This window comes from Rhodococcus sp. Q1 (assembly GCF_004153645.1).
GTDB classification, from domain to species: domain Bacteria; phylum Actinomycetota; class Actinomycetes; order Mycobacteriales; family Mycobacteriaceae; genus Rhodococcus; species Rhodococcus gordoniae.
In genome coordinates this window covers 584,491-603,629 of the sequence record NZ_SDMJ01000004.1, presented here as the reverse complement: position 1 = coordinate 603,629, position 19,139 = coordinate 584,491, and the positions used below count along the sequence as shown (strand labels likewise).

Here is a 19,139-nt window from a genome sequence, read left to right as displayed (position 1 = left end):
CGCGGATGTATGGTCCGGCACTCGGGTGGCGTCTACCCTCGAAGCATGTGCCGGAACATCACGGAGCTGCGCGGGCTCGAGCCGGCTGCGACCGCCGAGGAGATCGAAGCGGCCGCACGGCAGTACGTCCGTAAGGTCAGCGGAATCACCACACTCTCCGATGCCACGCGTGAACCCTTCGAACAGGCCGTCGCCGAGGTCACCGCGACGACCACTCGGCTGCTCGGGGCGCTTCCCGCGCGGCGGCAACCGCCGCCGACGGTTCCGCCGCTTCGGCGACCCGAGGTACGCGCGAGGATCGCCGCACGCGGCTGACCCGCGACCGGGTCGTCGAGTCGTGGTACAGCGGGTGGCGCCGGTCCGGAACGGTACGGAACTCGAACGTCGGCCCGCTCGGCGGTGATCACCTCGCATACCCGCGACCGGCGCATGTGCTGCGCTCGGAGACGGCGTATCGAGACATGCAAGTCCCGTCGGCGAACCGGCCGGGTCGGGTAGCGTCACGTTGGTCAGCAGCGTGCACGTTGTCGAGGACCGTAACGGGCGGTATACGGAGTCGCGACGGTCCTGGTGAGGAGCCGATATGGCCGTCGATCCGGCGTCGAGAACGAGCGAAGTCGAGTACCTCCGGACCGATCCCGATCTTCCACCGGTCGGTGTCGTCGACCGGACACCGATCTCGCCCACCGCGCGCATCGTCTTCCTCGTGCTCGCGATTCTCGGTGCGGTCGCGTGGTCGATCATCGCGCTGGTGCGCGGTGAGGAGATCAACGCGGTCTGGTTCGTCATCGCCGCCGTGTGCACCTATCTCGTCGCCTACCGCTTCTACGCGAAGTTCATCGAACGCAGGATCGTGCAGCCACGCGACGATCGTGCGACACCCGCAGAAGAACTGGAGAACGGCAAGGACTACATGCCGACGGACCGTCGGGTGTTGTTCGGCCACCACTTCGCCGCCATCGCCGGCGCCGGCCCGCTCGTCGGCCCGGTTCTCGCCGCCCAGATGGGCTATCTGCCCGGCACGATCTGGATCATCGTCGGTGTCGTCTTCGCCGGTGCGGTCCAGGACTTCCTCGTCCTGTGGATCTCGTCGCGCCGCCGCGGCCGCAGCCTCGGTCAGATGGCCCGCGAGGAACTCGGACCGATCGGTGGCGTCGCGGCCCTGATCGCGGTCTTCGTCATCATGATCATCCTCATCGCGGTGCTCGCGCTGGTGGTCGTGAATGCGCTCGCCGACAGCCCGTGGGGACTGTTCTCGATCGCGATGACCATCCCCATCGCGTTGTTCATGGGGGTCTATCTCCGGTACCTGCGACCCGGCAAGGTCGCGGAAGTGTCGCTGATCGGCGTCGTCCTGTTGCTCGTCGCGATCATCGCGGGCGGCTGGGTCGCCGAGACCGACTGGGGGACGAACTGGTTCACCCTGTCCCCGGTGACGATCTCGTGGTTGATGATCGCCTACGGATTCGCGGCGTCGGTGTTGCCGGTCTGGCTGCTGCTCGCCCCGCGCGACTACCTCTCGACCTTCATGAAGGTGGGCACGATCGTCCTGCTCGCGATCGGGATCCTCGTCGCACGACCGAACCTGGAGATGCCCGACGTCACGTCGTTCGCGATCGACGGTGATGGTCCGGCGTTCGCGGGATCGTTGTTCCCGTTCCTGTTCATCACCATCGCCTGCGGTGCACTCTCGGGCTTCCACGCCCTGATCTCGTCGGGCACCACACCGAAGCTGATCGAGAAGGAGAAGCAGATCCGGCTCATCGGCTACGGCGGCATGCTCACCGAGTCGTTCGTCGCGATCATGGCACTGGTCACCGCCTGCATCATCGACCAGCACCTGTACTTCACGCTCAACGCCCCTGCGGCCCTGACCGGCGGCACCCCCGAAACCGCAGCGGCCTACGTCAACGGTCTCGGGCTGGGTGCGCCCGACATCACGCCCGAACAGATCTCCGCCGCTGCCGAATCGGTCGGCGAGGAATCGATCATCTCCCGCACCGGCGGCGCACCGACGCTCGCCTTCGGCATGTCGCAGGTGCTCAGCGACCTGTTCGGAGGCGACAGCCTCAAATCGTTCTGGTACCACTTCGCGATCATGTTCGAGGCGCTGTTCATCCTCACCACCGTCGACGCGGGAACGCGTGTCGCGCGGTTCATGCTGTCGGACTCGCTCGGCAACTTCGGCGGTCCGGCCCGCCGCTTCAAGGATCCGTCCTGGCGCCCCGGTGCGTGGCTGTGCTCCGCGGTGGTCGTCGGCCTGTGGGGTGCGATCCTGCTGATGGGCGTCACCGACCCCCTGGGCGGTATCAACACTCTGTTCCCGCTGTTCGGCATCGCCAACCAGTTGCTCGCCGCCATCGCCCTGACGGTCGTGCTCACCATCGTCGTGAAGAAGGGGCTGGTGAAGTGGGCGTGGATCCCCGGTGTGCCGTTGGTGTGGGATCTGATCGTGACCATGACGGCGTCGTGGCAGAAGATCTTCTCCGGCGACCGCGCGGTCGGTTACTGGGCGCAGCACCGGGCCTTCGTCGACGCCAAGAACTCCGGCGCGACCACTTTCGGTTCGGCGAAGACGGCCGACGAGATCGACGCCGTCATCCGCAACACGTTCATCCAGGGCACCCTGTCGATCGTGTTCGCGGGTCTCGTACTGATCGTCGTCACAGCCGGTGTGGTGGTGTGCATCAGATCGGTCCGGGCCGGAGGTATGCCCACCACCGAGACACCCGACGTGCCGTCGAAGATATTCGCGCCCGCGGGTTTCGTGCCGACCGCGGCCGAGCGGGAACTGCAGAAGGAGTGGGACGAGCTGATCGCATCGGGCAGGGTCCGCGCCCCGGGCGCCGCACACACCCACGCCTCGCGGCATCGCGACGGGGACGGAGGTGGGTCGTGATCACGGCACTGCGTCGCGCGTGGTGGTGGGTCGGGGCGGTCATGGGCGACCACGACTACGCGAGGTACGTCGAACTGCACCGCCGCCTGCATCCCGATCGGCCGCCGCCGAGCGAACGCGACTACTGGCGTGAGCGGCATGCCGCAGCGGATGCGAACCCGGCAAGTCGATGCTGTTGAGCGGGGGAGGACGGGTATGACGCCGTACGAATCGATCGGCGTCGAGACGCGCGATCGGGTGACGACCGTGATCATGGACCGCCCCGAGCGCCGGAACGCGGTCGACGGTCCGATGGCCGCCGAGCTGGCCCACGCGTTCAGGACATTCGACGCAGACGCTGCCGCCGATGTGGCGGTCCTCTACGGGGACGGCGGAAACTTCTGTGCAGGAGCGGATCTCGAAGCGATCGGTACCGACCGGCAGAACGTTCTCGGCGCGGACAGCGACGGTCCGATGGGACCGACGCGTCTGGTGCTCTCCAAGCCGGTGATCGCGGCGGTGGAAGGCTACGCGGTTGCCGGTGGACTCGAACTGGCGATCTGGTGCGATCTGCGCGTCGTCTCCGCCGACGCGGTGTTCGGTGTCTTCTGCCGCCGGTGGGGAGTGCCGTTGATCGACGGCGGCACCGTTCGGCTGCCCCGCCTGATCGGCACGAGCCGGGCCATGGACATGATCCTGACGGGTCGACCCGTCGGAGCGGCGGAAGCGCGCGAATTCGGTCTGGCCAACCGTGTGGTCGAACCCGGAACCACACGCGACGCCGGCGAACACCTGGCGCGGGAGATCGCCGGATTCCCGCAGACCTGCATGCGCAACGATCGTCGGTCGGTCCACGAACAGTTCGGCCGCTCCGAATCCGAGGCGCTCGGATTCGAATTCGCCATCGGCCTGGAGTCCGTCGGAAGCGACACCGTCGCTGGGGCCGCGCGGTTCGCCTCCGGCGAGGGCCGCCACGGTTCGTTCTCCTGATCCGGTCCTGGCCACGGATCAGGCGATCAGGCCCCGTTCGCGTGCGGCCACCACCGCGGCGGTGCGGTTGTCCACATCCAGTTTGGTGAAGGCATGCACCAGATGAGATTTCACGGTTGCCTCGCTGACGAAGAGCTGTTTCGCGATTGCGCGATTCGACAACCCTTCGGCCACGAGCGAGAGCACCTCGATCTCACGGGCGCTGAGGTCGGCGCGGGGCTGCTGCATGCGGCGGTAGAGGCGCCGGGCCACGTCCGGATCCAGGACCGTCTCCCCACGGGCCGCCGCGAACACCGATTCGATCAGCACTTTCGGGTCGGTGTCCTTGAGGAGATAACCTGCCGCACCGGCCTCCACCGCACGCAGAATATCCGCGTCGGTGTCGTAGGTGGTGAGCACGACGACCCTCGGCGGATCGGCCGCCGCCACGATCCGGGCGGTCGCCTGCGCCCCGTCGATCCCCGATCCCAGACGCAGATCCATCAACACCACATCCGGTTTCGCGGCAGCCGCCGACGCCACGGCCTCCTCACCCGACGATGCCTCCGCCACCACCACGACGTCGTCGTGCGACGCCAGCAACGCGCGCAGTCCCGCCCGCACCACCGGGTGATCGTCGACGAGCAGTACACGCACCGCGCTCATGCGACCCGCCCGACCGGAAGGGTTGCGGCAACCGCGGTTCCGTCTCCGGGCGCCGATTCCACGACGAGTGTGCCGCCCAGTTCGGCCAGTCGTTCCCGCATCGACCGCAAGCCGAATCCACCATCCTGACGTTGATCGAATCCGATACCGTCGTCGACGATATCGAGCCGCACTTCGTCGGTGGCGTAGCTCAATGTCACCCGCACCCGACGGGCCCGCGAATGCAGCCGCACGTTCGCGAGGGCGCTCTGGGCGACACGCAGCAAGGCGACGTCGAAGTCCATCACGAGCGAGACCGGCTCGCCGTCGGTGAGCAGCTCACCGCTGATCCCGGTCTGCTGCTCGAGTTGCTCGAGCAGGCGCCGCAGTGCGGATTCGAGCGGCGCGGACTCGAGTGCAACCGGTGCGAGCGCGTCGACCACTCGGCGGGCCTCGACCAGATTCTGCTGCGCGGTGTCCGCTATCTGCACGAAGATCGCGGCGGGGTCGTCGGACGCGCGCTGCCCGGCACGAGAGAGCAGCAGGATGGACGAGAATCCCTGCGCCAGTGTGTCGTGGATGTCGCGCGCGAGGCGGGAACGTTCGGTCAGTGCGCCCGCTTCCCGTTGCAGCGCCACCAATTCGTCCTGCGCGCCGAGCAGTTCGCGGTGCGCCTCGGTGAGCTCGTCCACCAACTGTTGTCGCTGCGCGGACTGCCGCACCAGCTGCTGATAGACGACGGCCATGCCGGCAGCGGCTGCCGCTCCGAACACCGGACCGAGAATCGAGGCAACCGTGTTCGTGGTGCCGTGCCACAGGGTCGCCGCGATCGCCGCCGCGGTCAGTGCGCTCGTCACCGTCAACGCGACCGGAGTGGAGAACAAGGGGAAGCACAAGAAGAACAACGCGAACGCCAGCCAGACGAAGTTGACCTCCGCCACCACGAGTGCCAGCCATCCCAGTGCAAGCGCCGCGAACCAGATCTGTCCCCATCGGCGCTGTACCGGCTCCCCGTTCTCGAAGCCCTTACGTCGCGCGAACAAGATTCCGAAGACGTACCATCCCGCCACCACGACAGCGAGCGCGATGATCGGAACGGGATGAGCACTGTCGGCAACCGTGCGTACGACACCCACCGCGAGAAGCAGGAAGAACAGGAGATGGGCGCCGAGCTGCATGGCGCGCAGCACCGGCAGGGCCCCGCCCGCGTGGGACACATCGGAACTCCGCATCTCGCCACTCTAGTCCCGCCGTCCGCCACCGTGCCGTACCGATCCTGGGTCTCCGACTTTCGATGGATGAGCGAACTCGACCCGTGCGCGGCGCCCGGGATACCCCTTCGGCGACGCTGGATGCATGTTCCTCGGTCCCCGAGATCTCCGTTGCGCCGAAGGCCGATTCACCTCGACGACCTCGGCGCTGTCGGGGCTTTCGCTCGTTACCTGCTCCGGGATGCACTCGGTCGGAGCACGATCGTGCTCGTACTCGGATCCGGACCGGGAAACCTGACTGCCATCGGTCTGGAAGCGATTGCGTCACAGTCCGTTCCCACTGGCGATCTCCATCACCGCCGTTTCGTTTCTCGCTGTCGTCGTGACAGGCCTGATCGGTGCGGCAGCTCCGGTCCGCTTCCGAACACAGTTCCCTGAAATTGTGGGGAACTGCTGTGACGCGGTCTCGGGAATCCTCCTGACCGGGCCATGGGCCGGGCTTCGGCGGAGTAGGGTCGATTCCCGGACCGCGGGAGGCATCGTGAACGACCCAGCACCTGTTTCCGGCGAGGCGTGGCCGAGCCTGCGCACGGCGGAATGGACCGACACCCGGGACACGCTCCACATGTGGTTGCAGATCGTCGGCAAGATCCGCATGGCCCATTCACCGATGGTCAACCACTGGTGGCAGACGACGCTGTACGTCACGCCACGAGGGCTGGGCACCTCGTCGATTCCGTACGAGCACTCCGTCTTCGACATGGAGTTCGATTTCTTCGAACACCGCCTGCACATCCGGGCGAGCGACGGCCGCAGTCGTTCCGTCCCTCTGGTCGCGCAACCGGTCGCGGACTTCTACAGCCGCACTTTCACGGCTCTGGACGAGCTGGGTATCGCGACCCGGATCCAGGCTACGCCCAACGAGGTGGACCCGGCGATCCCGTTCGCCCAGGACCGTGAGCACGATTCGTACGACGCCGAGGCAGCCCATCTCTTCTGGCGGCAACTCGTGCAGGCGCATCGTGTCCTGCTCCGGTTCCGAGCAGAATTCCTCGGCAAGGTCAGTCCGGTGCACTTCTTCTGGGGTGCGATGGACCTCGCATGCACCCGATTCTCCGGGCGCCCTGCTCCGCCCCATCCCGGGGGAATCCCGAACTGTCCCGACGCAGTGATGAGGGAGGCCTACTCCCACGAGCTCAGCAGCTGTGGATTCTGGCCCGGAGGTGGGGACGAAGGCGCGTTCTATTCGTACGTCTACCCTGCACTGGAGGGATTCGCCCAGTACCCGGTGCGCCCCGACGCCGCTCACTACGCTGCCGAACTGGGGGAGTTCGTGCTGCCCTACGAGGCGGTGCGGACCGCGGCCGACCCCGACGCGGAACTGTTGCGGTTCCTGCGCAGCACCTACGACGCGGCCGCCGAGCTCGGCGGCTGGGATCGTGGCAACCTGAGCGCGCTCGCCGCCGAGTAGCGGTCGCTGGAAACGAACGAGACCGGCGTCGTTGTCGATTTCTCGCGGATATTCGACAACGACGCCGGTCTCGACGTGCTCGGGATCGGAATCAGGCGACGGGACGTCCCTGATCGCGCAGGCCGGCAAGGGCGTCGATGCGCTCGACGGCCTCGGCGACGATGCGGTCGATCAGTTCCTGGCAGCTCGGCAGGTCGTCGAGCATGCCCACGACCTGACCGGAAGCCAGTACACCGGCTTCGGTGTTGCCTTCCACCAGGCCGGCCTTGAGGAGCATCGGGGTGTTCGCGGCCATGATGATCTGCTGCCAGGTGCGGTCGCTCGCCTTCTTCATGGCGAGGCCGTCCTTGACGAGGGTCGACCACTTCATACCCGTCATGGCCTTGAACTTCGTCGCGTTCCGTGCGGCTGCGACCAGTCCCTTGGCGTAGCTCGACTTCTCGAGGCTGTTCACCAGTTCGGTGTTGAGCACGCGGTGCGGCATGCCGTCGACCTTGAGCGAGACGGTGGTGTCCTGCAGACCCCGCGCGAGGTACTGCTGCTTCACCGAATCGGGCACCGCGCTGTCGCTCGTGAGCAGGAAGCGCGTGCCCATCGCGACGCCCGCGGCACCGTACGACAGCGCAGCTGCGAGTCCCCGACCGTCGAAGAAACCACCGGCGGCGATCACCGGGATGTCGACGGCGTCGAGCACGCTCGGCAGCAGCAGCGTCGTCGCGACCGGTCCGGTGTGACCACCACCCTCACCGCCCTGCACGATCACAGCATCCGCGCCCCAGGATGCGACCTTCACGGCGTGCTTCGCCGCACCGATCGACGGCACCACGACGATGCCGTGGTCCTTGAGCTTGGCGATCAGCTCCTTCTTCGGGGCGAGCGCGAACGACGCGACCTTGACCTTCTCGCGGATCAGCAGGTCGATGCGCTCGCCGGCGTCCGAAGCGTCGGCGCGCATGTTGACGCCGAACGGCTTGTCGGTGAGCGACTTGGTCTTCGCGACCGCCGCTTCGAGTTCGGGATAGGTCATCGTCGCCGACGCGAGGATGCCGAGACCACCGGCGTTCGAGGTCGCGGCGGTCAGGCGCGGGCCGGACACCCAGCCCATGCCCGTCTGGACGATGGGATGCTCGATGCCCACGAGCTCCGTCAGGGCTGTGCGCAGGGTGCTCACAGCGCGACCTCACGATCGCGGAATCCCTTGGGGTCGATCACCTCTCGGATGATGCGCAGTTCCTCGGCGGTGGGTTCACGGGTCACACCGGCCTCGTCGAGACCGGCGACCTCGAAGGAGGTGTTCTCGGCGACGGTCGCGGCCTCGACACCCGGGTGCAGGGTCAATGCCCGGAAGGTGTGGCCGGGGCCACCGAAGTCGAAGACACCGAGGTTGGTGACGACCCGCGGGATGTCCAGGAAGCGGAACGCCGGGTTCTCGGGATCGACCTTGTCGTATCCGACACCGGACACGATGTCGACGGTGTCGACGAACACGCGCGAGGAGTGCTTGCCGACCCAGTAGCTGGTCGCGTGGTTGATGGTGTTGCCGGGAGCACCACGCACACCGAACATCTGACGCGTCGGCTGCTGGAGCGGGCCGAAGGCCGACAGGTTCTGGTTGCCGTAGCGGTCGATCTGGTTGGCGCCCATCACCACGTGGCGGCGACCCGACGCGACGACGTCGAACACCTTGCGGAACGGCATCCATCCTTCGACCGGTGCCTTCGCTCCGAGAGCCGGGACGTCGGCGAGGATGAGTGCTTCACCGTCGGTGATGAGCAGGTCGGGCTCGGTGGTGAGCTTGGCCAGCCGCGCCCCGATCTGGGGCAGCGTCGCCATCGGGCTCGCCATGATCTCGCCGGCACCGGAGAAGATGTCGGCGCAGGCGATCGCGCAGTACTCGGCGCGGGTCACGGTCTCGGTGGTGGTCATGACTGCTCCTGTGCGAACTTCTGAACTGCGGCCTGATAGTCGTCCTCGCTGCCCGAAAGGAAGCGGTCGACGAATGCCTTCCACGACTCGGGGTCCTTGGCGGACTCGGCGTAGTGGCGCTGGAACTTCTCGTCGCGACCGTAGCTGTCGCCGGCGAGGGTGAAGTGCGCCCCGTTCGGCGCTTCGACGATCCCGTCGACCATCATGCGGTTGAGCAGGAGCTGCTGCAGCGGAACCTCTTTCACGAGCTGCTCGGTCTCGACGATCTTCTCGACGGAGACGTAGCGACGTTCTGCGGCCATGCAGTAGAGGTCGTCGAAGTAGGGGTCCACGCCCTGGTAACCGGCGTTGCCGTGCTTGTCGCCGATGTTGAGGTGCACGAACGACGCGTCGAGGTTCAGCGCCGGCATGGCGATGAGGGTCTCGGTGCCGTCCGGTCCGGGATACGGCGAGGTGACGGTCTTCAGTTCGCCCTCCCAGAAGTCGACCACGGCCGAACCCAGGCCCGCGCGGAGGGGCAGGAACGGCAGGCGCGCGGCGGCGGCTTCCAGGCCGCACTTGACCATGCCCTCGTCCATCTCACGGGCGATGATCTCGCCGCCCGTGCGGGCCTTGGAGAACCACGGGTCGTAGAACGGTGCCGAGTCGAGCGACACGAATCCGTAGTACGCCTTCTTCACCTTGCCCGCCGAACACAGCAGACCCAGATCGGGACCGCCGTAGGTGACGACGGTCAGATCCTTCACGTCCGAACGGAGGATGGCCCGGACGAGGGCCATGGGCTTGCGGCGCGATCCCCAGCCGCCGAGGCCGATGGTCATTCCGCTGCGCAGCTCGCCGACCACGTCGTCGAGCGACATTCTCTTGTCACGCATGGTGTTCCGAACTCCTGGTGGTATGGGCGTCAGCTGTTGCTGCGCGGCTTTCCGGTTGCGACGAACTCGTCGCGGTGCTCGTCGGCGACGCCGGCGAGATTCAGCTCGAAGGTGAAACCCTGCTCGAGGCGGTAGCTCGTCTTGACGTCGACGGGGTCGATGCGGTTGATGGCTTCCTTCGCGCGGCGGATGACGCGGGTGTCCTTCGCGGCGATCATCTCGGCGACCTCGCGTGCGGCAGCGTCGAGTTCGCTGCGCGGCACGACCTTGTACACCGAGCCGAAGTGCTCGAGTTGCTGCGCGGTCACGTTCTGTGCCGTGTAGTACAGGGTTCGCATCATGTGCTGGGGGACGAGGCGCGCGAGATGAGTCGCGGCTCCGAGCGCACCACGGTCGACTTCGGGCAGACCGAAGATCGCATCGTCGGAGGCGACGATGACGTCCGCGTTGCCGACGAGGCCGATGCCGCCTCCGACGCAGAAGCCGTTGACGGCGACGATCACCGGTACTTCGCAGTCGTAGACGGCGGCGAATGCGGCAGCACAACCGTGGTTGGCGGCGATCAGGGCGTCGAACCCTTCGGTGGCCTGCATTTCCTTGATGTCCACACCTGCGTTGAAGCCCCTGCCCTCGGCACGGAGGATCACCACATGGGTGTCGAGACTGCGCCCGGCCGTGGTGACGGCCTCGGCCAGGTCGAACCAGGCCTGTGAGGGGAGAGCGTTCACGGGCGGGAAGTCGACGGTGACCGTGGTGATACCGGCGCTGTCGGAGGTCGAGGTGATGCCCATGGCATGTTCCTAACGTCTGTACCGAACCAAGCGATTGCTTGGTAAGTTAGCACAGGATAGCCGCTTGACCCAGAGGGTCGTAAGGTCGCAGTACGACCGGAACACCGAGGAGAGAAGATGCCCGAAGCAGTAATCGTGTCCGCAGTACGGTCGCCGATCGGACGAGCACGCAAGGGCTCGCTTGCGTCGATCCGCCCGGACGACCTGGCGACGCAGATGGTCGCGGCGGCGCTGGCGAAGGTTCCCGACCTCGACCCCGCCGAGATCGACGACCTGATGCTCGGCTGCGGTCAGCCCGCCGGCCAGTCCGGCTTCAACATCGCCCGCGTCGTCGCCGTCCAGCTCGGCTACGACTTCCTGCCCGGTGTCACGGTCAACCGCTACTGCTCGTCGTCGCTGCAGACCACCCGCATGGCGCTGCACGCCATCAAGGCCGGCGAGGGCGAGGTGTTCGTCTCGGCCGGCGTCGAGTCGGTGTCGAGCTTCGTCACCGGCAACGCCGACGGTCTGCCGAACACGAAGAACCCGCTGTTCGACGATGCACAGGCCCGCAGTGCCACGCTCGCCGAAGGCGGCGTGAAGTGGACCGACCCGCGCAGCGAGGGACTCCTGCCGGATGTCTACCTCGGCATGGGGCAGACCGCGGAGAACGTCGCGTCGTTCACCGGGATCTCCCGCGAGGACCAGGACCGCTGGGGCGTGCGCTCGCACAACCGCGCCGAGGAAGCGATCGCGAGCGGCTTCTTCGAGCGGGAGATCACCCCGGTGACCCTCGCCGACGGCACGGTCGTGTCCACCGACGACGGCCCGCGTCCGGGCACCACCTACGAGGCGGTCAGCCAGCTCAAGCCGGTCTTCCGTCCGGACGGCACCGTGACCGCCGGCAACGCGTGCCCGCTCAACGACGGTGCGGCCGCCCTGGTGATCATGTCCGACGTCAAGGCGAAGGAACTCGGGCTGACCCCGCTCGCCCGGATCGTCTCCACGGGTGTCTCGGGCCTGTCGCCGGAGATCATGGGCCTCGGGCCGATCGACGCCACCCGCAAGGCCCTCGCGAATGCGAACATGGGCATCGGCGACATCGACCTGTTCGAGATCAACGAGGCCTTCGCCGTGCAGGTGCTCGGTTCGGCACGTGAGCTGGGTATCGACGAGGACAAGCTCAACGTCGCCGGTGGGGCGATCGCACTGGGTCACCCCTTCGGTATGACCGGTGCCCGGATCACCACGACGCTCATCAACAATCTGCGCACTCACGACAAGCAGTTCGGTGTCGAGACGATGTGCGTCGGCGGCGGCCAGGGCATGGCGATGGTGCTCGAGCGCCTGAGCTGACGGAATGTCTCGCGGGTGGGCCGGGTCCGGTCTCGGCCCACCCGCAGCGGCAGTCAGGATTCGTAGGGGGTCACCAGGGTCCGTGGGTGTCCCGCCAGCGCTTGCGGATGATCTTTCCGGTGGCGTTGCGCGGCAGCAGACTGCGGGTCAGTGTCCACTGCGTCGGGACCTTGAAGTAGGCGAGATGCTCGGAAGCGAAGGTCGTCAGTTCCTCGGAGGTGACCGAGGAGCCCTCGACGAGCGCGACCACCGCGGCGACCTCCTGCCCCCATTCGGGGTGGGGCACGCCGGTCACCAGGCACTCGCGGACGGCCGGGTGCTGGGCCAGCACGCGTTCGACCTCCGAGGGATAGACGTTCTCGCCGTTCTGATGGATCAGATCCGCCCGCCGGCCCACCAGGCGCAACCGGCCGTCCTCCACGAAACCGAAATCCCCTGTGCGCAACCAGCGGTCGGGGGTGATGGCCTCCGCCGTCGCTGCTTCGTCGTCCCAGTAGCCCAACATCACGAAGGGGCTGCGGACACACACCTCACCCACATGCCCGTCGGGCAGCCACGCGCCCGTCTGATCCCGGATCTCGAGGCTCACGGTGATGATCGGTGCGCCCACCGTGCCCGGATACTGCTCGAGTTCCGCGGCGGAGGCCACCGCGATCGAGGTACTGCATTCGGTGATGGTGTAGCTGTCGACCATCGCTTGCCGGCCGAACGGAAGCCGTTCGCGCAGCTGCTGTTTGAACTCGGGTGTCAGCGGCTCCGACGACAGGGTGAACCGCGTGAGGGAGGTGAGGTCGTATCCGTCGAGGTCCTCGTCCTCGAGCATTCGCGCCGCCATCGACGGCACGGCCATCCAGTGCGTGACCTGCTCGGACTCGATGAGTTCGAGGACGGGGCGTACTCCGAACCACCCCTGGTTCATCACCACGGTGCTGCCGGTGGCCAGGCGGGGCACGATCGTGTTGTGCAGGCTCGTGATGTGGAACAGCGAGGATGTCAGCAGATACCGGGCATCCGACGGCGTGGCCCGGGTGTAGGTGCCGCCGGTCCAGATCGTCGTGATCGCGTCGAGGTACCGGTGGTAGTCGACCACCGCCAGCAGATTGCGCTGGGAGTGCAGCGCACCCTTCGGATCACCACTCGTGCCGGAGGTGTACAGGAGGACGGCCGGATCGTCCTCGGCGACCCGCGGGGGAGGCGGTTGCGCGCCGTCGAATTCGGCGATGAGGCGCGGCAGGTCCTCCTCGATCGACAGCACCACGGTCCGTGCGCGGTCGATGCCGGCCACGGCGGCAGCGCGGGGACCGTCGACGAAGAGCACCCGGGGCCGGGAGTGGTGGATACCGAACTCGAGTTCCGGCTGCACCCACCAGGCGTTCAGGCCCACCGAGATCGCGCCGAGAGCCTGCGTCGCCCAGAACGCGGTGATCCATTCGATCCGGTTCGCCGACAGGATCGCCACGCGGTCGCCCGTCCGCACCCCGTATCGCTCGTGCAGTGCGGCCGCGAGGGCGTAGGACATGCGCGCATTCTCGGCGAACGTGATGCGCCGATCGGACGTGACCAGGTACTCGCGGTCTCCCCAGACGAGGGACTGGGAGAGCAGATCCGCGACGGCGAGATCGCGCTTGCGCATGACGGGCATCTCGGTACCCAGGACGTCCTGTACCGCGATTTCGAACTCGCCGCCCGGACCGGTCAGTCGCGACACGAGCTGATCGACGTAGTGGGAGGGATCGGAGGGGATGGTCATCGCTCGAATCCCATCTGTTCCCCTGCACGCTTCACGAACGTCCCCTCCTCCATCCAGTGCGTACCGCCAGAATCTCACGGCCGGTCACCCCGGCTTCGAATGTACCGGTGAGTGGGACGGGCGGTGACGGGCACCACCTGTCTCTTTAGCCTGTGACCTGGGCGTCTGTGGGAAGCGAGGTCCTGTCTCGGTCGGGCCGCCGCCCGGCGCCCTCTGTGAGAAAGGACTTCCATCCGCATGACCGCAACGACCGCGTCGTCGCCCGCGCAGTGGCGCGGCCACGATCTGGGCACCCGCACGATCGGTTACGACGAACGGGACGCGATCCTGTACGCGCTTGCCGTGGGGGCCGGCGCGACCGACCTCGACCTCGTGTTCGAGGACCGGTTGCGGGTACTGCCGACCTTCGCGCTGACCCTCGCCCAGTGGGCGCCGGATGCGCTCGGTGCGCTCGGCGCATTCGACACGAGCACCGCGCTCCACGGTTCCCAGAGTCTCGAGGTTCGCGCGCCGTTGCCGCGATCAGGGCAGATCACGATGTCCGCGCGCGTGGGGGAGGTCTGGGACAAGGGCCGGGCGGCCGTCTTCGAGGTCGTCGTGGAGAGCGATTTCTTCGTCGCGACGTGGTCGTTGTTCGCGCCCGGAGCGGGCGGCTTCGGCGGCGAACGCGGGCCGTCGGCACCGGCGGCGCCGGAGGGTGACGCCGACCTCGTCGGCACCCTCGTGACCAGCCCGGATCAGGCCGTTCTCTATCGGCTGACCGGTGACCGGCACCACATCCACATCGATCCCGACGCCGCGGCGCGGATCGGGCAGCCCCGCCCCATCCTGCACGGACTGTGCACGCTGGCCGCCGCGACGTTGCCGCTCGCACGCATGCTCGGGGTCCACCCCGCCGACCTCACGACGTTGTTCGGCCGGTTCGCGGCCCCCGTCTTCCCCGGCGACACCGCGCAGGTGCGCGCCTGGGGTGATGCCGCGGACGCCCGGTTCGACGTCGTCACGGAGACCGGTTCCGTCCTGTCCGGCGGTCGCGCCGTATTCGCTTGATTGCCACAACCGTCTGGAGGAAAGACTTGGACACGTTCGCAGAAGTAGTGCGCGCTCGTCACGGTGACCCGAAGGTGGGGTTGCGTTTCGAGGACCGGCAGTGGACCTGGGACGAGGTGGTGCAGGAGAGCTCGGATCGTGCCGCCGCGCTCATCGCGACCGTGCCTGCTCCCGCGGATCGGCAGCGCCACATCGGGGTGCTGCTCGAGAACGTCCCCGACTTCGTCTTCTGGATCGGCGCCGGCGCGATGGCCGGGGCGGCAGTCGTGGGCATCAACGCCAGCCGTAGCGGCCCGGAGATCGCCCGGGACATCCGGCACGCGGATATCGACCTGGTGATCACCGAATCCCGGCTCTCGCACCTGCTCGAGGGCGTCGATCACGGTCTCGCCGACGACAGGATCTACGACATCGACGACGCGCGGTACGGGCAGTTCCTCGAGCCGTTCCGCGGTGCAGACCTGCCGGAGACGATCCCGTCCGCCGACGACATCGCGCTGCTGCTGTTCAGTTCCGGGTCCACCGGTGCGCCGAAGGCCGTCATCGTCGGGCAGGGACGATTGGCCCGCCTTCTCGGGCCGCTCACCGAGCGTGTGCGCATGCGCGAGGATTCGGTCGCCTATCTGTGCATGCCGCTCTTCCACGGCAACGCGGTCATGCTCAACCTCGGCACGGCCATGCGGGCCGGCGCGACCGTCTGCCTCATCCGGAAGTTCTCCGCAAGCCGGTTCTCCGACGACATCCACCGCTACGGCGCCACCTTCGTCAACTATGTGGGACGGGCACTGTCGTATGTCCTGAGCCGTCCCGAAGACCCCCGCGACCGCACGAGCACCCTGGAATTGGCGTTCGGCACCGAGGCGTCCGAGGCCGACGTGGCCCGCTTCTCCGAACGTTTCGGGTGCACGGTCGTCGAAGGCTACGGCATGAGCGAGGGGGTCTTCCGCATCAACCGCACCCCGGACACCCCGGCCGGTTCGCTCGGAGTCGCCGTCGGTGACGTCGACGTCCGCATTCTCGACGAGGCCACGGGCAAGGAATGTCCCCGCGCACGCTTCGACGAGTCGGGTCGTCTCCTCAACAGTGAGGCTGTCGGCCAGATCGTCGCCTGCGACACCGCACACACCTTCGAGGGCTACTACAAGAACCCCGAGGCGATGGCCGACCGGATCAAGGGGAACGACTTCTGGTCGGGAGACCTCGGATACCGCGACGAGAACGACTTCTTCTACTTCGCGGGCAGATCCTCCGACTGGCTCCGTGTCGACAGCGAGAACTTCTCCGCCGCCCCCGTCGAACGAATCGTTCTCCGGGTTCCGGGCATCCTGTCCGCCCCGGTCTTCGCCGTGCCCGATCCGACCACCGGGGATCAGGTCATGTGCGCCGTCGAACTCGATCCCGGCGCGGAGTTCGATCCGGCGGTGTTCGGGGCCGTCCTCGCCGAGCAGCCCGACATGGGTGACAAGTGGTGGCCGCGGTTCGTGCGCGTCACCGCACAGATCCCGCTGACGGGGAGCAACAAGGTGAACAAGGCACCGCTGCGGGCGGTGGCGTGGAACACCACCGATCCGGTCTACGTGCGTGTCGGACGGACGCCGGAGTACGTTCTGCTCGACGACGAGGCGCGAGCGCGCATCGAGCAGGAGTTCGTCGCCAACGGCCGGGCGGCCCTGTTGCCGACCGCGGAGCCCGCTACGGTCGCGTGATCGCAGGGGGCCTCCGTTTCCGGCACCGGCGGAGGTCTCGACCAGTGAGATGCCCTCATCAGGGGTGATTCCGATCACCTAGCGTGCAGGTCGTATAGCGACGGAACGCTTCATCGGACTCCGTCGCCTGAACCCCAACGCTTCCCTTCCTCCCGAAAGGACGGATGACCGTGAGCCTCGGCACTTCCGAACAATCCGAGATCCGTGAGATCGTCGCCGGGTCGACTCCCGCCCGCTTCGCCCGGGGCTGGCACTGCCTGGGTCTGTCGAAGGACTTCAAGGACGGCAAGCCCCACTCGGTCGAGGCCTTCGGCACCAAGCTCGTGGTGTGGGCCGACAGCAACGACGAGATCAAGATCCTCGACGCGTACTGCCGGCACATGGGCGGGGACCTCAGCCGGGGCACCGTCAAGGGCGACGAGATCGCGTGTCCCTTCCACGATTGGCGCTGGGGCGGCAACGGTCGCTGCAAGAACATCCCGTATGCGCGGCGAGTTCCTCCGATCGCGAAGACCCGCGCATGGCACACCCTCGACCAGGACGGCATGCTCTTCGTGTGGCACGACCCGCAGGGGAACCCGCCGCCGGCCGACGTGACCATCCCGCGCATCGAAGGTGCGACGAGCGACGAGTGGACCGACTGGGTCTGGTACACCACCGAGGTCGACACGAACTGCCGTGAGATCATCGACAACATCGTCGACATGGCGCACTTCTTCTATGTGCACTACTCCTTCCCGACGTACTTCAAGAACGTCTTCGAAGGACAGGTGGCGAGCCAGTTCATGCGCGGTCAGGCCCGGGAAGATGCCCGTCCGCATGCGGCCGGACAGCCGAAGATGCTGGGCAGCCGCTCGGATGCGAGCTATTTCGGACCGTCCTTCATGATCGACGACCTCGTCTACCAGTACGTGGGGTACGACGTCGAGTCGGTTCTGATCAACTGCCACTATCCGGTCTCCCAGGACAAGTTCGTGCTGATGTACGGCATGATCGTCAAGAAGTCCGACCGTCTCGAAGGCGAGCAGGCCTTGCAGACCGCTCAGCAGTTCGGGACCTTCATCGCCAAGGGCTTCGAGCAGGACATCGAGATCTGGCGGAACAAGACGCGCATCGACAACCCGCTCCTGTGCGAGGAGGACGGCCCCGTCTACCAGTTGCGTCGCTGGTACGAGCAGTTCTATGTGGACGTCGAGGACGTCAAGCCGGAAATGACCGACCGCTTCGAATTCGAGATGGACACCACCCGTCCGGTGGCGGCCTGGATGAAGGAGGTCGAGGAGAACATCGCTCGCAAGACCGCCCTCGACGGAGCCGGCGCTGCCGAACAGGCCGGCGCGCAGCAGTCCACCACCGCGGACTAGGAGCGGAGAACATGCAGAACCGGATGGAGCCGTTGCGGTGCGGCGAATGCGCCGCGCAGGTGCTGGTCCAGAAGAACAGCTGGGAGCACACGTCCATCCAGTGGAACGCCGACGCGCGCCGTCGTTGTCCTGTCGTTCAGGACCACGACGGTCGCGACGGCCGCCCCGGCGCGCCCCGGATGTCGTGTCCGCATCTGGATGCGGCGATCACCCGGGCGGCCACCGCGGGCGTCATCGAGGTGTTCGACGACACCCCGATCAAACCTCCCATCGTGCACTGACGTCCACGCACCGAACTCTCGTTTTCCGACTACTTCCCGTAAGGACCCGATCATGACCGAACGTCTCGACCTCGATCGCTCGCACTACGGCCCGTGGGCCGTCATCGCCGGCGGATCCGAAGGTGTCGGTGCGGCGTTCGCCGACGAACTGAGCCGCGCGGGATTCGATCTCGTGCTCATCGCCCGTAAGCCGGGACCTCTCGAGGAGACGGCGGACAAGGCGCGCAGCAACGGCGTGCAGGTGCGCACTCTCGCGCTGGACCTCCTCGACGACGACGCGGTGGACCAGATCCGCCGGGCGACCGAGGACATCGAGGTCGGGCTGTTCATCTTCAACGCCGGCGCCAACAGCTACGGCCACGAGTTCGTCACCGGTGACATCGACGGATTCCGCGGTGTGATCGAACTCAACGTCCACCGTCAGGTCGAGTTGTCGCATCTGTTCGGTGGACCGATGAAGGAACGCGGTCGCGGTGGCATCATGCTGCTCGGATCGCTCTCCGGGTACATGGGAGCCGAGCATCAGAGCATCTACGCGGCATCGAAGGCGTTCAGTCGCGTCTTCGCCGAGAGCCTGTGGCTCGAACTCGCGCCGCACGGTGTGCACGTCGTCGAACTCGTCCTCGGTGTGACCCGTACGCCCGCGATGGTGCGCGCGGGTCTGAACTTCGACATTCCCGGGATGCTCGTTGCCGAGCCGGAGGATGTCGCGCGCGAGGGTCTCGAACACCTCCAGGACGGTCCCGTATGGGTCGCGGGCGGCAACTACGAGGCCGCGGTCAAGCGCAGCGGGTTCCCTCGCGACAAGCTCGTCCACGGTGCCGCGGCAGCGATGCGGGCACTGCTCAATCGCTGATCCACCACATACGGATCGTCCCCGGGTGCCT

Annotated in this window: 18 protein-coding genes; 11 read left to right on the top strand and 7 right to left on the bottom strand. The window is 67.0% G+C overall.

Going from position 1 to position 19,139, the window contains the following annotated elements:
* Positions 1 to 45 precede the first annotated feature (45 nt).
* The 4 genes from EQ874_RS15080 (at position 46) to EQ874_RS15060 (ending at position 3,868) form a co-directional block, all read left to right on the top strand.
* Complete coding sequence (locus EQ874_RS15080; protein WP_016931744.1) at positions 46 to 315, top strand: DUF2277 domain-containing protein; 270 nt, start codon at positions 46 to 48, stop codon at positions 313 to 315.
* 268 nt (positions 316 to 583) lie between these two features.
* Entirely contained in the window at positions 584 to 2,899 is a 2,316-nt protein-coding gene (locus EQ874_RS15070) for a carbon starvation CstA family protein (protein ID WP_129977239.1), read from the top strand.
* Positions 2,896 to 3,078, top strand: coding sequence for a YbdD/YjiX family protein (locus EQ874_RS15065; protein ID WP_172506079.1), 183 nt, complete (start codon positions 2,896 to 2,898; stop codon positions 3,076 to 3,078). The genes EQ874_RS15070 and EQ874_RS15065 overlap by 4 nt, the downstream gene beginning before the upstream one ends.
* A gap of 16 nt (positions 3,079 to 3,094) precedes the next feature.
* A complete protein-coding gene (locus EQ874_RS15060) occupies positions 3,095 to 3,868 on the top strand; it encodes a crotonase/enoyl-CoA hydratase family protein (protein WP_129977238.1) in 774 nt (257 codons plus the stop codon).
* Between the two features lie 18 nt (positions 3,869 to 3,886).
* Here the strand turns inward: EQ874_RS15060 and EQ874_RS15055 are convergent, their stop codons facing one another.
* A complete protein-coding gene (locus EQ874_RS15055; protein ID WP_064063444.1) occupies positions 3,887 to 4,513 on the bottom strand; it encodes a response regulator transcription factor in 627 nt (208 codons plus the stop codon).
* Positions 4,510 to 5,724: a sensor histidine kinase gene (locus tag EQ874_RS15050; protein ID WP_165369254.1), complete on the bottom strand. Its 1,215-nt coding sequence runs from the start codon at positions 5,722 to 5,724 to the stop codon at positions 4,510 to 4,512. Before EQ874_RS15050 ends, EQ874_RS15055 begins: the two co-directional genes overlap by 4 nt.
* 517 nt (positions 5,725 to 6,241) lie before the next feature.
* Here EQ874_RS15050 and EQ874_RS15045 point away from each other — a divergent pair.
* Positions 6,242 to 7,174, top strand: a complete 933-nt coding sequence (locus tag EQ874_RS15045) for a DUF5996 family protein (RefSeq protein ID WP_129977313.1) — start codon at positions 6,242 to 6,244, stop codon at positions 7,172 to 7,174.
* Positions 7,175 to 7,265: 91 nt separating this feature from the next.
* Here EQ874_RS15045 and ipdC read toward each other — a convergent pair whose 3' ends face one another.
* The 4 genes from ipdC to echA20 are packed head-to-tail and all read right to left on the bottom strand — an operon-like array spanning position 7,266 to position 10,766.
* A complete protein-coding gene (gene ipdC, locus EQ874_RS15040) occupies positions 7,266 to 8,345 on the bottom strand; it encodes a (3aS,4S,5R,7aS)-5-hydroxy-7a-methyl-1-oxo-octahydro-1H-indene-4-carboxyl-CoA dehydrogenase (RefSeq protein ID WP_016931751.1) in 1,080 nt (359 codons plus the stop codon).
* Positions 8,342 to 9,100, bottom strand: coding sequence for a cholesterol ring-cleaving hydrolase subunit IpdB (ipdB, locus tag EQ874_RS15035; protein ID WP_064063446.1), 759 nt, complete (start codon positions 9,098 to 9,100; stop codon positions 8,342 to 8,344). The genes ipdC and ipdB overlap by 4 nt, the downstream gene beginning before the upstream one ends.
* A complete protein-coding gene (locus EQ874_RS15030; RefSeq protein WP_198420222.1) occupies positions 9,097 to 9,975 on the bottom strand; it encodes a CoA-transferase in 879 nt (292 codons plus the stop codon). Before EQ874_RS15030 ends, ipdB begins: the two co-directional genes overlap by 4 nt.
* Positions 9,976 to 10,004: 29 nt before the next feature.
* Positions 10,005 to 10,766 carry a (7aS)-7a-methyl-1,5-dioxo-2,3,5,6,7,7a-hexahydro-1H-indene-carboxyl-CoA hydrolase gene (gene echA20 / locus EQ874_RS15025; protein WP_016931754.1) on the bottom strand — a complete coding sequence of 254 codons (762 nt, stop codon included), beginning with the start codon at positions 10,764 to 10,766 and terminating at the stop codon, positions 10,005 to 10,007.
* 117 nt (positions 10,767 to 10,883) lie between these two features.
* Here echA20 and EQ874_RS15020 point away from each other — a divergent pair, with 117 nt between their 5' ends.
* On the top strand, positions 10,884 to 12,101 hold the full coding sequence (locus tag EQ874_RS15020) for an acetyl-CoA C-acetyltransferase (RefSeq protein WP_026002776.1): 1,218 nt from the start codon (positions 10,884 to 10,886) through the stop codon (positions 12,099 to 12,101).
* Positions 12,102 to 12,171: 70 nt separating this feature from the next.
* Here EQ874_RS15020 and EQ874_RS15015 read toward each other — a convergent pair whose 3' ends face one another.
* Positions 12,172 to 13,851, bottom strand: a complete 1,680-nt coding sequence (locus EQ874_RS15015) for a class I adenylate-forming enzyme family protein (RefSeq protein ID WP_016931756.1) — start codon at positions 13,849 to 13,851, stop codon at positions 12,172 to 12,174.
* 237 nt (positions 13,852 to 14,088) lie between these two features.
* On the opposite strand from EQ874_RS15015, the gene EQ874_RS15010 reads away from it, so the two are divergent.
* The 5 genes from EQ874_RS15010 to EQ874_RS14990 all read left to right on the top strand — a co-directional run bounded on the left by EQ874_RS15010 (position 14,089) and on the right by EQ874_RS14990 (position 19,108).
* Positions 14,089 to 14,901 (top strand): MaoC/PaaZ C-terminal domain-containing protein, encoded by an 813-nt coding sequence (locus tag EQ874_RS15010; protein WP_129977237.1) that lies wholly within the window; start codon positions 14,089 to 14,091, stop codon positions 14,899 to 14,901.
* 26 nt (positions 14,902 to 14,927) lie between these two features.
* Positions 14,928 to 16,607: an AMP-binding protein gene (locus EQ874_RS15005; protein ID WP_129977236.1), complete on the top strand. Its 1,680-nt coding sequence runs from the start codon at positions 14,928 to 14,930 to the stop codon at positions 16,605 to 16,607.
* Between the two features lie 170 nt (positions 16,608 to 16,777).
* Complete coding sequence (locus tag EQ874_RS15000; protein ID WP_277986190.1) at positions 16,778 to 17,971, top strand: Rieske 2Fe-2S domain-containing protein; 1,194 nt, start codon at positions 16,778 to 16,780, stop codon at positions 17,969 to 17,971.
* Between the two features lie 11 nt (positions 17,972 to 17,982).
* The gene (locus EQ874_RS14995) at positions 17,983 to 18,252 is read left to right on the top strand and encodes a hypothetical protein (RefSeq protein ID WP_129977234.1); all 270 of its coding nucleotides are present in this window, start codon (positions 17,983 to 17,985) and stop codon (positions 18,250 to 18,252) included.
* Positions 18,253 to 18,304: 52 nt separating this feature from the next.
* A complete protein-coding gene (locus EQ874_RS14990; protein WP_016931761.1) occupies positions 18,305 to 19,108 on the top strand; it encodes an SDR family NAD(P)-dependent oxidoreductase in 804 nt (267 codons plus the stop codon).
* Positions 19,109 to 19,139 lie beyond the last annotated feature (31 nt).

Bases quoted from the DNA above. Each gene is read 5' to 3' on its own strand.
- EQ874_RS14995 (WP_129977234.1), top strand. From the start codon at position 17,983: ATGCAGAACCGGATGGAGCCGTTGCGGTGCGGCGAATGCGCCGCGCAG.
- EQ874_RS15015 (WP_016931756.1), bottom strand. From the start codon at position 13,851: ATGACCATCCCCTCCGATCCCTCCCACTACGTCGATCAGCTCGTGTCG.
- EQ874_RS15020 (WP_026002776.1), top strand. From the start codon at position 10,884: ATGCCCGAAGCAGTAATCGTGTCCGCAGTACGGTCGCCGATCGGACGA.
- EQ874_RS15070 (WP_129977239.1), top strand. From the start codon at position 584: ATGGCCGTCGATCCGGCGTCGAGAACGAGCGAAGTCGAGTACCTCCGG.
- EQ874_RS15060 (WP_129977238.1), top strand. From the start codon at position 3,095: ATGACGCCGTACGAATCGATCGGCGTCGAGACGCGCGATCGGGTGACG.
- EQ874_RS15010 (WP_129977237.1), top strand. From the start codon at position 14,089: ATGACCGCAACGACCGCGTCGTCGCCCGCGCAGTGGCGCGGCCACGAT.
- EQ874_RS15080 (WP_016931744.1), top strand. From the start codon at position 46: ATGTGCCGGAACATCACGGAGCTGCGCGGGCTCGAGCCGGCTGCGACC.
- EQ874_RS15030 (WP_198420222.1), bottom strand. From the start codon at position 9,975: ATGCGTGACAAGAGAATGTCGCTCGACGACGTGGTCGGCGAGCTGCGC.
- ipdB (WP_064063446.1), bottom strand. From the start codon at position 9,100: ATGACCACCACCGAGACCGTGACCCGCGCCGAGTACTGCGCGATCGCC.
- EQ874_RS15050 (WP_165369254.1), bottom strand. From the start codon at position 5,724: ATGCGGAGTTCCGATGTGTCCCACGCGGGCGGGGCCCTGCCGGTGCTG.
- EQ874_RS14990 (WP_016931761.1), top strand. From the start codon at position 18,305: ATGACCGAACGTCTCGACCTCGATCGCTCGCACTACGGCCCGTGGGCC.
- EQ874_RS15055 (WP_064063444.1), bottom strand. From the start codon at position 4,513: ATGAGCGCGGTGCGTGTACTGCTCGTCGACGATCACCCGGTGGTGCGG.
- echA20 (WP_016931754.1), bottom strand. From the start codon at position 10,766: ATGGGCATCACCTCGACCTCCGACAGCGCCGGTATCACCACGGTCACC.